The organism is Pseudomonas sp. PDM09 (assembly GCF_014852305.1).
Taxonomy (GTDB): domain Bacteria; phylum Pseudomonadota; class Gammaproteobacteria; order Pseudomonadales; family Pseudomonadaceae; genus Aquipseudomonas.
In genome coordinates, this window is sequence record NZ_JACVBI010000004.1 from 240,197 (window position 1) to 253,229 (window position 13,033).

The following is a 13,033-nucleotide window of genomic DNA, read 5'->3' on the forward strand; positions in this document are numbered from 1 at the left end:
TGCATCCACTTCGAATTCGAGGTTTGCCAGCGAACCGCTGATGACGGTTTTGAGATTTTCAGGTGGGGAGACTGGCGGATCACGCCAGCGCGGCCCAATACGTTCGTAAAACAAAGCCCACGGCACGCCGTGGGCTTTATTGGCAGTCAGTCAGGCCAGGCCTTACTGAGGCGAAACTTCAGTTTTAGGTTTGCCGAAGTGCCACTGGTAAACCACGAATTTGAAGTCCTTCAGGTCGCCCTTTTCGTCGAAAGACAGGTCGCCGGTCGGGGTTTTGAACGTGCCCTTGTGGATAGCTTCAGCCACTTTTGCGGTGTCTTCGCTCTTGGCGGCCTTGATGCCTTCGGCGATGACTTGCACAGCCGAGTAGGACGGGAACACGAACGGACCGCTCGGGTCTTCTTTCTTGGCTTTGAACGCGTCAGCCAGGGCGATGTTGGCCGGATCCTGGTCGAAGGATTTCGGCAGGGTCACCAGCAGGCCTTCGGAAGCTTCCTTGGCGATCTGCGAAATGGAGTCGTTACCCACGCCTTCCGGCCCCATGAACTTGGCTTTCAGGCCTTTTTCCTGGGATTGACGCAGGAGCAGACCCAGCTCCGGGTGGTAGCCGCCGTAGTAGACGAAGTCGACGTTGGCTTGCTTGAGCTTGGAGACCATCGAAGAGAAGTCTTTGTCGCCAGCGTTGATGCCTTCGAACACGGCAACCTTGACGCCTTTCTTCTCGAGGGTGGTTTTAACGGCGCTGGCGATGCCTTCACCGTATTGCTGTTTGTCGTGCAGCACAGCAACGATTTTCGGTTTGACGTGATCGGCAATGTAGTTACCGGCGGCAGGGCCCTGGGCGCTGTCCAGACCGATAGTACGGAAGATCATTTTGTAGCCGCGAGTGGTGATGTCCGGGCTGGTGGCAGCCGGAGTGATCATGATCACGCCTTCGTCTTCGTAGATGTCGGACGCCGGTTGAGTGGAGCTGGAGCACAGGTGACCCACCACGAACTTGACGCCGTCGTTGACGACTTTGTTCGCAACAGCAACCGCTTGTTTTGGATCGCAGGCATCGTCGTATTCAACAGCGACGAGTTTCTTGCCGTCGACGCCGCCCTTGGCGTTGATTTGTTCAATGGCCATTTTCGAGCCACTGAACTGCATGTCGCCGTATTGGGCTACAGGGCCGGTTTTAGGGCCGGCGATACCGATCTTGATGGTGTCAGCGGCGAACGAATGGCTGGCAACCCCGGCCAGAACCATAGCGGCAAACAGTTTTGAAATCTGCTTAGTAGCCTTAGTCATAGTGCTCCACTCTTACTGTTGTAGTTTTTATAGTCCTGGCGCCGTAGCAGCAGAACCGGGTCAGATATCGTTGATATCCTCCGGAAAATGCCCCCGGCAACTGTACCGGTACAGTGTAGAGCGCCGATTGTTAGCCTGGGAAGGCAGCGCCGGGGGGCAAAACCTGAGGGTGTCGCTTTATTGAAAGAAAAAGACAGAATCACGGCGGGATGTTAGCTGGCTAATACTTGATTCAGCAGCATTCCTTGGCTTTCCTGCGTTTTTCAATCGGTAACGCAATTGCATCCGGGTTTTTCTGGCGCAATACCGACGTTATCATTCACGTCGATTTTCTTTGCGGACAGAAACCCATGACTCAAGAACCTAGCACCCTCTATGCCAAGCTGCTTGGTGAGACCGCATCTATTACCTGGAAAGAGTTGGAGCCGTTCTTTGCCAGGGGTGCCCTATTGTGGGTCGATCCAGGCCTTGATTTGATCGCTGCGGCAGAGGCGGTGGCAACCGATGAAGGCGAGAAAGTCGCTGCCTGGCTGGCCGCCGACAAGGTCGCCAAGCTGTCTGAAACGCGGGCGCTGGATCTTTTCGAGCGCGATCCCGAGCTGTGGGCCGTGGTGGTTTCACCGTGGATTCTGATCCAGGAAAGGGCGATGAGCTGAACGCTTGCACTTAATTGGTGCGCCGCGCTGCCGGTTAAAAGTGTGTAGCCGAGTAGCGTGATGGCATGTTGCCGTAGAGAAAGGCCACAGAAGGGTCTTGGCGAGGGTGACGTAAACGTAACGGGAACAGTTTATTGAGCAGCCGATTGGCTGCTTAATTGTGATCGTTCCCACGCTTCGCGTGGGAATGCAGCCCGGGGACGCTCTGCGTCCCAAGCGGACGCAGAGCGTCCATTGAGGCATTCCCACGCAGAGCGTGGGAACGATCGACAGTAGTAGGTGAGTTAAGCCGTCTTGCCCGTATGGTTATTCAAAGAAATAACTTTGGTCTTGCCAATCCGGTGACGGTAAATCTCGCGCAGATACTTGATCGCCTTCTTCACGCAATCCCGGGACAAACGAATGTCATTGATCGAGACAAACTTGTCCTTGTCGTTGATCAGCTCACGGTACTTTTTCTCATACATCGGTTTGATCGCGTACCAGTTGGTATCGAGTATTTTCGCCGGGTTTTCGAATTCGTTGAGCAGTTCATCGATCCGGTTTTCGTCGAAGTCTTCATTGATGATGAAGTCCAGGATCGAGTTGTCCAGCGTCTCGTCGAAGCGGTACGGGTTTTTCGCAAAGCAGCGCTTGATGAAGGCCACGATCAGGGTCAAAAAGTCGTCCGACAGGCACGGGCTCTTGGCGATGAGGGTGGTCAGCGACAAGTTGGCCGAGGCGCCGATTACCAGCGCATAACGCTTGAGCGTGGTGTTGGGGAACAAGCTGTTGAGGTGGGTCTTCAGCCGGTTCAGGTCCATGTAGGACAGCTTGTAGTCCTTGGGCAAGGACACAATCGACACCACCGACGAACAATTCTTGAAGAAGTGCAGGTCGTGCAACGCGGCTGCGTCATAGCCCGAATTCTTGTACTGCTCAAGCGAGGCGCGATAGCGCTTGGACTCGATCGGCAACAGGCTGATGCCTTCGATTGCCTGCGTGACCTTGTTGAAGTGCGGCAGGTCGATGGAGCGGAAGAACAGGTCGTCGATGTTCAGGCGCTGCGGCTCTTTTTCGAACACCTTGAACTTGTCGCTGCTCGGCGGCGGGGTTTCCGGCACCACGGACTCGGCGTAGGCAATCGCCACGGGGCCGGCCAGGCTCATGAACAGGTCGTTGGCGTCCAGGCGAATGGTTTCGCCAATGTCGATGCCGGCACGACGGAAATAGTTCTGGTCGTAGTCGGTGGTCACCGCCTGCGCTGTCAGAATGTTGAAGATCTGCTGTGAGATGTACTGGTTGGCGTGCTTTTCCATGGCATTGACATCAATGTTCTGGATGTTGCCGTCATCGCTTTCTTCGGCGTAACGCATGATGTCGTTGGAGATCAGCATCATCGCGTTCCATGGGCGGATACGGCCCATGACGCTGGCTTCGCTGCTGTCTTCGTTGGCGAAGTTGTAGGAGAAGTCCCACTCTTCCGACAGGTATTTGCACAACAGGCGACCGGCGTTGATGTGCAGCGCCTCGGACATTTCGCTGCGGTGATCGGAAATATTGGGCAGTACGCAAATGCCGCTGGTGAAGATCGGTTCGAAGACGAAGGAATGACCGCTCTTGCTGTCGTGCTCGTCCATCGGCTTGGTGTCGAATGTCTTGTTCATGTACGAGTGCTGCTGGGCCAGGCCGAACTCCGAGGCCATGCCCGAACCGGTACCGCCGCCGGCACTGAAGATCGAGAAATACAGGCGCGACTGGTTGGCCTTGATGCCGCAACTGTCGATCAGGTACGAGTGAATCATCTTCCAGTCAGGGCTGGAGAAGCGCTGGGTGTCCTTGTTCAGGATGATCTTGGCCAGGTATTGGCCGAGGATCGGCGCGTTGCCGGCGCCACCGGCGTGGACTTCCGACAAGTCCATGATTTTCATTTTGCTGTAGTCGCGCAAAAAGCCGCTTTTTTCGCCCTTGCGCGAGAAACGGATGCGACCGGCGATGTCCTTGTCCAGGTCGCCGAGCATCACCAGCGGCTCGACCAGAAACACCGGTTTGCTGGCCTTGTTCGTCCCCAGGCGCAGGTTGTTGCGGATCCATTGCGCCGGGCTGTAGCCCTTTTCGGCGTAGCGTTTGTCCGGCGACAGACGGTCTTCGTTGTTGAATTCGTTGAGGTAGAACTTGCGGGCGTTGTACACCAGCTCCGCGACGTCCAGTGCGATGTTCGAACCACAGCGGCCCAGGCCGATCAGGCACACCGAAGGGAATTCCTGATCGCTGTGCTGTTCGTTGTCGCCTTCCAGATGGGGCGGGCGCGGGAACACCATGTCGCGCAGGCCGTCGAGGTTGTCGAGGATGCGGTCGGTATTGGTTTCGGTGAAGTACAGGTATTGCTGAGTCGCCAGCGGACGCGACGGGGTCAATGGCTTCGACGCTGAGGGGCTGTTCGCCGCGGGGCTCAGGGTCAGGTCGGATACCGCGGTGGCCGGATTATTTTTAGAAGTCATTGTGCGCCATATACCTGGACTGGTCGGCTCGGCGACAAGTGTCATCGAGTCATCACGGAATGAGATCTCGCGTCTTTTTGCAGCGCGAATGTGGCCCAAGCGTCAGGGTCTTGGCCTGTGCGTCGCTCGGGGGAATCCTTTCCTTAATCATGATGAATCGGCCAATATTCGATGATCTTTAATCAAAGGGAGGCTAAATGATGGCAACGTTGCCAGCGCTGGGGTTTGCCGGAATCGGTTTGATGGGCTTGCCAATGTGCCGACGCCTGTTGGCGGCGGGTTATCCGCTGACGGTGTGGAACCGTAACCCTGACAAGTGCGCAGCGCTGGTCGAGGCCGGCGCGCGGCAAGTGGCGACACCGGCCGAACTGTGCCGACACGCGGACCTGGTGATGTTGTGCTTGGCCGACACAGTTGTTGTACGTGAGGTGGTGTTTGGCGCGGCAGGCGTTGCCGAGGGGGCGAAAAGCGGCCAGCTACTGGTGGATTTTTCCAGCCTGGAGCCCACCGCGACGCGGGAAATGGCGAACTCATTGGCCAGTAAAACCGGTATGAGTTGGCTCGATGCGCCAGTGTCCGGCGGAGTGGTCGGTGCCGAGGCCGGCAGCCTGGCGATCATGGTCGGTGGCGAGGCGGCAGACCTTGAGCGCGTGCGGCCGGTGTTGTTGACCCTTGGCCAGCGTGTGACCCACATGGGCGCCGTCGGTGCGGGGCAGGTGACCAAGGCCTGCAATCAGATGATCGTGGCGTGCAATGCCCTGGTCATTGCCGAAGTGGTGGCCTTGGCCGAGCGTTCCGGGGTCGACGCCCGCTTGATCGCCGAGGCGCTCGCCGGTGGTTTCGCCGATTCAAAACCGCTGCAGATTCTTGCGCCGCAAATGGCTGACAGCCGTTTCGAACCGGTGAAGTGGCACGTACGCACACTGCTCAAGGATCTGGACACCGCCGTGAAATTTTCCCGCGAGCAGGGTTCGGCCACGCCGATCAGCGGATTGGCCGCACAACTGATGCGCCTCCATGGGGGGCAGGGGTTCCTGGAAAAGGATCCGTCGACGCTAGTGCAGTTGTACCGCGAGCCAGACTCAAGGGATTGAAGGTGTGCATGTGCTTGCGCTGATTGATTTCGGCCAGCACTGGACGCAACTCGGCCAGCGGCACCGGACGGCTGAGCAGGTAGCCCTGAACGAAATCGCAGCCGTGGCGTTCGAGAAAGTCGTACTGCTCGAAGGTTTCGACGCCTTCGGTGACGACCTGCAAATGCAGGGTGTGAGCCATGACGATAATGGCCTGGACTATTTCCATGTCCTGGGTGGCCTTGGGGATGTCTTGAATGAACGAGCGGTCGATCTTCAACGTGTTTAATGGCAGGCGCCTGAGGTAGGCCAGGGATGAATAGCCGGTGCCGAAGTCATCGATCGACAACGAGACCCCGAGGGCGCGAATCTGGCGCAGCAACACCAGGGTGTTGCTGATATTGCCCATCAGCGCATTCTCGGTGACTTCCAGTTCCAGCCGGTGTGGTGCCACCCCGAAGGCGTGCAGGGCGTGTTCGATTTCATTGGCCAGTTCTTCTCGCGCCAGGTTCAGGGGCGAGCAATTCACCGCGATTTTGAGTTCTTCGCAATCGTGCCGGGACAGCTCGCCCAAGTCCTCGCAGGCCTTGCGCAGCACCCAGTTGTCCAGCTCGGCGATCAGGCCGTTCGCTTCGGCAATGGCGATGAACCGATCGGGCGTGAGCAATCCGTGAACCGGATGTTGCCAGCGAATCAGCGCTTCAAGTTTGGTGACCTGGCCGATTCTCAGGTCATAAATCGGTTGGTAATACAGCATCAACCCGGTGTCTTCGCGCAGGGCGTGACGCAGTTCCTCTTCGAGTTGCAACTCCAGGGTGGCGCGGGTTTTCAGGTTTGCACTGAAAAAATGCAGGGCGTTACGACCGCAATCCTTGGACTGATACAGCGCCAGGTCAGCGTTTTTCAGCAGTTCTTCGCAGGTCTTGCCGTCTTCGGGGAAGAGGCTGATGCCGATGCTGGTGGTCATGACCATGCGCCGCCCCGACAACTCGATGGGTTCCTTCATTTTCAGCATGATGCGTTGGGCCATTTGACGCGCTTCTTCACGGTCATACAGGGTGATGAGGATGCAGAATTCGTCGCCTCCGAAGCGCGCCACCACGTCTTCATGGCTGCGCACTGCAGCCTTGATGTGGCTGGCCAGAACTTTAAGCAATTCGTCACCGGCGTCATGGCCGAGGCTGTCATTGATCCGCTTGAAATGGTCGATGTCGAGGAACATCACCGCCAGCATGCCGCCTTCATTGGTTTTCTCGATGAGTTTCTCGGCGAAGATCTGGTTGAAGCCTCGTCGGTTGATCAGGTTGGTCAAGGGGTCGTAATGCGCCACCTGTTGCAGCGACATGCGTGCCTGATCAAGTTGGCTGAGCAGGGCGTTGACCCGTTGCAGGTCATGCTCTTTGTGTTGCAGTTTCTTGTCCGCCCATGCAGCGCTGATGCCGCTGCCGATGATCAGCAGCGTCATTACCGCTACCGTCAGCCCCAGTTGCAGGTGATTGTTGTCGCTGGGCAGGGGCTCGAGGCTGCCAAGGGGCAGCACCAGGCTGAACGCCGCCATGCCGGTGAAATGCATGCTCACAATGCCGGCTCCGAGCACCAGGCTGGCGGTGTATTTGAGCAATTGATGAAACACGCCGGCACCATCGCGCAGGTGACTGGAAATCAGCAGGGCGGCCAGGCTGGCACCGATGGCGATCACAATGGAAAGCACGAACAGGACGGGTTGGTAGTAGGCCATCGCATTCGATCGCAGGGCGGCCATGCCCACGTAATGCATGGTTGCGATGCCCAGGCCGATCCATACTGCGGCCCGCAGGTATTGCCAGAAATTCAGCTGAGGATGACTGAGGGTGTGCATGGCCAGCCACGAGGCGGTCAGGGCGAACAACAGCGAGAGCAGGGTAGTGGGCAAGTGGTAATGGATTTCGATCGGCGCCTGGAACGCCAGCATGCTGATGAAATGCATGGCCCAGATACCACCTGCCAAGCACCCAGCACCGACCCAGCGCCAGAGTCGTTGGGAGACAGGTTTTTCCACATGGCCGACTCGCTCGGTCATGCCCAGCGTGGCGAAACCGGTCGCGCAAGCCACTAGATAGGCCAGCAGCACCAAAAACGGGTTATGGGTGCAATCGAGTATGACCTGTCCGCTCTCTGGCAGCCCGGTCATGAAATGCAAACCAAGCCACTCCATAGCATGCCCCATCTCCGAATCATCCTGGCCTGCGCCATGCGCGCTGGCGAATGCTTGCAGTATAGAGGCCTTGCACGGAGCGCAAGAGGTGATGGCACGGTGACGCCAATAATTTTGGTATTAGCGTGATAGCGATTGGCGCTAAGTCTCAAGCGCTCCGTTCATAAGGCATTTCGAACTCCGGTTGCAGGGCTGGCAACCCGAACGCGGCCCGGGCCGCGTCGCAATCCACGTTCACCTCACCATTGGCCCACGAGGCGTCGAACTCCCGGCAGGTGCTGGAGCGCTGATCGTAAATCGAGCACTGCACGGTGCTGCCCACCTCACCTACCAGCCCGACGCAGCGGGTCGGTTTGCAGTCTGTGCCGAGCATGGCCACCCGGCTGGGACTGATGGGCGCGACCAGTTCATCGGGCACCGTCCCCCCTGCCGAGATGCATTCACCCCAGAAAAAAGACACGCGAAAATGAGAACAGCAGGCACCGCAATTCAGACACGGACTGGCTTCGGACATGGGCGATAGTCAAAGAGGGATGGGGGACACGGTGGGCAGCAAGGCCGCTATTCTAGGCTTTGCCTTGGGCTTGGGAAGGGGGGCACAGAGGTATTTTTCAATGGTCGGTCGGGGTTCTCCCACAAGTTATTGTGGCGTTTGGGAGGGTTCGGTTGCCATGGGCTGATATCAGGCTGGCGAATGATGACAGACACGCCGCGCGCGCCTGACTAGATTGCAGTTTCCGGGGGCAGCGACGCCTTCATAACAATAAAAGAGACGGACCCATGCAGAACTCGACCCAAGCGGCGAATGCCTGGCGCATTCTGTTCCTGCTGTTCCTGGCCAACCTGTTCAACTTCTTCGATCGCACCATCCCGGCCATCATCATCGAGCCGATCCGCATGGAATGGCACCTCAGCGACTTTCAACTGGGGATCATCGGCACCGCATTCACCATCGTTTACGCCATTGCCGGCCTGCCCCTTGGGCGATTGGCCGATACCGGTTCGCGCAGCAAACTGATGGGCTGGGGCCTGGCAACATGGAGCGGGCTGACTGCGGTCAACGGGCTGGTGGGCAGTTTCTGGAGTTTCCTGATCGTGCGCATGGGCATCGGCATCGGTGAAGCCAGTTACGCGCCGGCCGCCAACTCGCTGATCGGCGATTTGTTCCCGGCTCATCGTCGGGCTCGGGCCATGGGCATTTTCATGCTGGGTCTTCCGCTGGGGTTACTGCTGGCGTTCTTCACCATCGGCTGGATGGTCAAGACGTTCGACAGCTGGCGCGCGCCGTTCTTTATCGCGGCAGTACCGGGGCTGATCCTGGCGGTGTTCATGTTCTTCATCAAAGAGCCAAAACGCGGCGCGGCGGAAAGCGTGCAAGTGTCGCAGGAACGCGTGGACCGGCCGATCCGTCGAGTGCTGGCGGTGCCGACTTTCCTGTGGCTGGTCATGGCGGGGCTGTGTTTCAACTTCGCGACTTACGCCTGCAACTCGTTTCTGGTGCCGATGTTGCAGCGATATTTCCTGATGCCATTGCAGGAGGCAGCAGTGGCGACCGGGGTGATCGTCGGGGTGACCGGGCTGTTCGGCCTGACGCTCGGCGGCTGGATCGCCGATAAGATTCACCAACGCGTGGCCAATGGGCGGCTGCTGTTCGCGGCGTTCAGCCTGATCATTTCGACCGTGTGTACCGCTTGGGCGCTGCACGCCGGACGCATCGAGATCGGGGTGTTTGTCGCGGTGTTCAGCCTGGGATGGTTATTCGCCTACAACTTCTATACCTGCGTATACACGGCGATCCAGGACGTGGTCGAACCGCGTTTGCGGGCCACGGCGATGGCGTTGTTCTTTGCCGGTCTGTATTTGCTGGGTGGGGGATTGGGGCCGGTGGTGGTTGGCGGATTGTCGGATCACTTCGCCCACAGCGCGATGCTCTCGGCTGGTGCCGAACAGATGACCGAGGCGTACAAAGCGGTCGGTCTGCATGACGCGATGTACCTGATTCCAGTGGCCCTATTCTTTACCATGGTGTTTCTGTTTTTGGCCTCGCGGTGTTTTGTCAGGGATGCCAAGCGGATGAAGGAGGGGTTGGAGGCGGTGGTTGAGCCTGCGGGTTCTGCGGTGACGGCTTAATCGCCTTCGCGAGCAAGCCCGCTCCCACATTCGACCGAGTTCTTCCAGGGAAAATGCACTCGAATGTGGGAGCGGGCTTGCTCGCGAAGAGGCCATCAGCAACACCACAACAATCAAGCAGAAAAAAAGGCCCGCATCGCTGCGGGCCTTCTTGTTTCAGCGGTGGAGCAGGAGATTAACCCGCCACCAACACCCGAATCGCTTCCAGTCGCAGTGCGGCTTTGTCGAGCATGGCCAGGCCTTGCTCACGTTGCTTGTGCAGGGCAACCAGTTCGCTGTCGCGCACGGTCGGGTTGACCGCTTGCAACGCGGTCAGGCGTGCCAGTTCTTCGTCGGTATCCGCCGCCAGACGACGTTGTGCCTCGGCGACGCGCTCGGCGTGACGCGGGGTGATTTTCTCTTCGCCGGCGTTGATCCGTGGTGTCAGCTGGTCGCGCTGGGCCTGGATGAACTTGTTGGCGCTGGCGCGGGGTACGCTTTCCAGTTGGTCGTTCAGGGTTTCGAACGACACCCGGGTCGACAGGTCGTTGCCGTTGGCGTCGAGCAGGCAGCGCAGCGCGGCCGGCGGCAGGTAACGGCCCAACTGCAGCGAACGCGGGGCAACCACTTCGCTGACGTAGAGCAGTTCCAGCAACACGGTGCCCGGCTTCAGCGCCTTGTTCTTGATCAGCGCCACGGCGGTGTTGCCCATCGAACCGGACAGGACCAGATCCATGCCGCCTTGAACCATCGGGTGTTCCCAGGTGATGAATTGCATGTCTTCGCGAGACAGCGCCTGGTTGCGGTCGTAGGTGATGGTCACGCCTTCGTCGTCGCCCAGCGGGAAGCTGGCGTCGAGCATTTTTTCGCTTGGCTTGAGGATCAGCGCGTTTTCCGAATGGTCTTCGCTGTCGATGCCAAAGGCGTCAAACAGGGTTTCCATGTAGATCGGCAGGGCGAACTGATCGTCTTGTTCGAGGATGTCCTCGACCAGCGCATCACCTTCGCCGGCGCCGCCGGAGTTGAGTTCCAGCAAGCGGTCGCGACCGGTGTGCAGTTCGGCTTCCAGACGCTCACGTTCGGTGCGGGCTTCGTCGATCAGCGCCTGCCACTCGCCATCGTCGGCGTTTTCCAGCAGCGGCAGCAGGCGCGGGCCGAACTGATGCTGCAAGGCGTTGCCGGTCGGGCAGGTGTTGAGGAACGCGTTCAGCGCCTCGTGATACCACTGGTACAGCCGCTCTTGCGGGCTGGTTTCCAGGTACGGCACGTGCAGCTCGATGATGTGCTTCTGACCGATCCGGTCGAGGCGACCGATACGCTGCTCCAGCAGGTCCGGGTGCGACGGCAGATCGAACAGCACCAGATGGTGCGAGAACTGGAAGTTGCGACCTTCACTGCCGATTTCCGAGCAGATCAGCACCTGCGCACCAAATTCTTCGTCGGCGAAGTAGGCGGCGGCGCGGTCGCGCTCGAGGATGTTCATGCCTTCGTGGAAGACCGTGGCCGGAATGCCGGAACGCACGCGCAGGGCGTCTTCCAGGTCCATGGCGGTTTCGGCGTGGGCGCAGATCACCAGCACTTTGGTGCGCTTGAGCATTTTCAGGGTGTCGATCAGCCACTCGACACGCGGGTCAAATTTCCACCAGCGCTCTTCTTCGTTGGCGTCCGGCTGGGCCTGGAAGCTGACTTCAGGGTACAGCTCGGCGTGATCGCCCAATGGCAGTTCGAGGTATTCGGCCGGGCATGGCAGCGGGTACGGGTGCAGTTTGCGCTCCGGGAAACCCTGCACGGCGGCGCGGGTATTACGGAACAGCACGCGGCCGGTGCCATGGCGGTCCAGCAGTTCGCGGACCAGACGGGCGCTGGCTTCGGTGTCGCCATCATTGACGGCGGTCAGCAGGGCTTCGCCTTCGTTGCCGAGGAAACCGTGGATAGTCTTGTGCGCTTCAGGCGACAGACGCCCTTTGTCCAGCAGCTCCTGAACGGCTTCGGCCACCGGGCGATAGTTTTCGCTCTCGGCGCGGAAGGCGTGCAGGTCATGGAAACGGTTCGGGTCGAGCAGGCGCAGACGCGCGAAGTGACTGTCCTGACCCAGTTGTTCCGGAGTCGCGGTCAGCAGCAAGACGCCGGGAATGACTTCGGCCAGTTGCTCCACCAGCGAATACTGAGGGCTGACCTGATCTTCGTGCCACACCAGGTGGTGCGCTTCGTCGACCACCAGCAAATCCCAGCCGGCCGCGAACAACGCGTCCTGGGCCTTCTCGTCATCTACCAGCCATTCGAGTGCAACCAGTGCGAGCTGGGTGTCTTCGAACGGGTTGGCGGCATCGCTTTCGATGAAGCGTTCTTCGTCGAACAGCGCGACTTGCAGGTTGAAACGGCGGCGCATCTCCACCAGCCACTGGTGCTGGAGGTTTTCCGGCACCAGGATCAATACGCGACTGGCGCGGCCCGAAAGCAGTTGGCGATGGATCACCAGACCGGCTTCGATGGTCTTGCCCAGGCCCACTTCGTCTGCCAGCAGAACCCGCGGCGCGATGCGGTCGGCGACTTCACGGGCAATGTGCAACTGGTGCGCGATCGGTTGCGCACGCACGCCGCCCAGGCCCCAGAGCGAGGACTGCAATTGGCGGCTGGTGTGTTCCAGGGTGTTGTATCGCAGGGAGAACCAGGCGAGCGGGTCGATCTGTCCGGCGAACAGACGGTCGCTGGCCAGACGGAACTGAATGAAGTTCGATAGCTGGGTTTCCGGCAGGGTGACCACTTCGTTCTGCGCGTTGAGGCCGTGGTAGACCAGCAGGCCATCGACGTCGTCGACTTCCTGGACGGTCAGCTTCCATCCTTCGAAGTGAGTGATGCTGTCACCCGGCGAAAACCGCACGCGGGTGAGGGGCGCATTCCGTAGCGCGTACTGGCGAGTCTCGCCAGTGGCCGGGTAGAGCACGGTCAACAAGCGGCCGTCCTGTGCCAGAACGGTGCCCAAACCCAGCTCGGCTTCGCTGTCACTGATCCAGCGTTGCCCCGGTTGATACTGCTGCGCCATGCTGCCTGACTCCCACCTTGAAAAAGCGGGCTATCTTAACGGAATGAGCCTTCAGGACCAAAGGATTACATGCGCGCGCTGATGGAGGATACGAACTTTTCGGGAGATGAAGATCAAAAGATCGCAGGCTGCGCCAGCTCCTACGGTGCCAGGCGGGTCACAAGTTTGCGACCGATGGCTCAAGTCGC

At 59.2% G+C, this 13,033-nt stretch carries 8 protein-coding genes; 3 read left to right on the forward strand and 5 right to left on the reverse strand.

Annotated elements, in window-relative coordinates:
• Window positions 1-162: 162 nt before the first annotated feature.
• Window positions 163-1,290 carry a branched-chain amino acid ABC transporter substrate-binding protein gene (locus tag IB250_RS12410; RefSeq protein WP_192344295.1) on the reverse strand — a complete coding sequence of 376 codons (1,128 nt, stop codon included), beginning with the start codon at window positions 1,288-1,290 and terminating at the stop codon, window positions 163-165.
• A gap of 350 nt (window positions 1,291-1,640) precedes the next feature.
• Here IB250_RS12410 and IB250_RS12415 point away from each other — a divergent pair, with 350 nt between their 5' ends.
• On the forward strand, window positions 1,641-1,946 hold the full coding sequence (locus tag IB250_RS12415; protein WP_192344444.1) for a DUF2288 domain-containing protein: 306 nt from the start codon (window positions 1,641-1,643) through the stop codon (window positions 1,944-1,946).
• A gap of 284 nt (window positions 1,947-2,230) precedes the next feature.
• Here the strand turns inward: IB250_RS12415 and IB250_RS12420 are convergent, their stop codons facing one another.
• Window positions 2,231-4,426, reverse strand: coding sequence for a hypothetical protein (locus IB250_RS12420; protein ID WP_192344296.1), 2,196 nt, complete (start codon window positions 4,424-4,426; stop codon window positions 2,231-2,233).
• A 197-nt stretch (window positions 4,427-4,623) separates the two neighbouring features.
• Between IB250_RS12420 and IB250_RS12425 the strand changes: the two genes are divergently transcribed.
• Window positions 4,624-5,520, forward strand: coding sequence for an NAD(P)-dependent oxidoreductase (locus tag IB250_RS12425; RefSeq protein ID WP_192344297.1), 897 nt, complete (start codon window positions 4,624-4,626; stop codon window positions 5,518-5,520).
• On the opposite strand, the gene IB250_RS12430 is transcribed toward IB250_RS12425, so the two are convergent.
• Together IB250_RS12430 and IB250_RS12435 are read right to left on the reverse strand one after the other, a co-directional pair.
• Window positions 5,411-7,693 carry a putative bifunctional diguanylate cyclase/phosphodiesterase gene (locus IB250_RS12430; RefSeq protein ID WP_192344445.1) on the reverse strand — a complete coding sequence of 761 codons (2,283 nt, stop codon included), beginning with the start codon at window positions 7,691-7,693 and terminating at the stop codon, window positions 5,411-5,413. The two genes, IB250_RS12425 and IB250_RS12430, sit on opposite strands and share 110 nt — an antisense overlap.
• 148 nt (window positions 7,694-7,841) lie before the next feature.
• The gene (locus tag IB250_RS12435) at window positions 7,842-8,207 is read right to left on the reverse strand and encodes a YkgJ family cysteine cluster protein (RefSeq protein WP_033036882.1); all 366 of its coding nucleotides are present in this window, start codon (window positions 8,205-8,207) and stop codon (window positions 7,842-7,844) included.
• A gap of 266 nt (window positions 8,208-8,473) precedes the next feature.
• Here IB250_RS12435 and IB250_RS12440 point away from each other — a divergent pair, with 266 nt between their 5' ends.
• Window positions 8,474-9,823, forward strand: a complete 1,350-nt coding sequence (locus tag IB250_RS12440; protein ID WP_192344298.1) for a spinster family MFS transporter — start codon at window positions 8,474-8,476, stop codon at window positions 9,821-9,823.
• 175 nt (window positions 9,824-9,998) lie between these two features.
• Here IB250_RS12440 and rapA read toward each other — a convergent pair whose 3' ends face one another.
• A complete protein-coding gene (gene rapA / locus IB250_RS12445; RefSeq protein ID WP_192344299.1) occupies window positions 9,999-12,845 on the reverse strand; it encodes an RNA polymerase-associated protein RapA in 2,847 nt (948 codons plus the stop codon).
• Window positions 12,846-13,033 lie beyond the last annotated feature (188 nt).

Bases quoted from the DNA above. Each gene is read 5' to 3' on its own strand.
- IB250_RS12410 (WP_192344295.1), bottom strand. From the start codon at position 1,290: ATGACTAAGGCTACTAAGCAGATTTCAAAACTGTTTGCCGCTATGGTT.
- IB250_RS12415 (WP_192344444.1), top strand. From the start codon at position 1,641: ATGACTCAAGAACCTAGCACCCTCTATGCCAAGCTGCTTGGTGAGACC.
- IB250_RS12420 (WP_192344296.1), bottom strand. From the start codon at position 4,426: ATGACTTCTAAAAATAATCCGGCCACCGCGGTATCCGACCTGACCCTG.
- IB250_RS12425 (WP_192344297.1), top strand. From the start codon at position 4,624: ATGATGGCAACGTTGCCAGCGCTGGGGTTTGCCGGAATCGGTTTGATG.
- IB250_RS12430 (WP_192344445.1), bottom strand. From the start codon at position 7,693: ATGGAGTGGCTTGGTTTGCATTTCATGACCGGGCTGCCAGAGAGCGGA.
- IB250_RS12435 (WP_033036882.1), bottom strand. From the start codon at position 8,207: ATGTCCGAAGCCAGTCCGTGTCTGAATTGCGGTGCCTGCTGTTCTCAT.
- IB250_RS12440 (WP_192344298.1), top strand. From the start codon at position 8,474: ATGCAGAACTCGACCCAAGCGGCGAATGCCTGGCGCATTCTGTTCCTG.
- rapA (WP_192344299.1), bottom strand. From the start codon at position 12,845: ATGGCGCAGCAGTATCAACCGGGGCAACGCTGGATCAGTGACAGCGAA.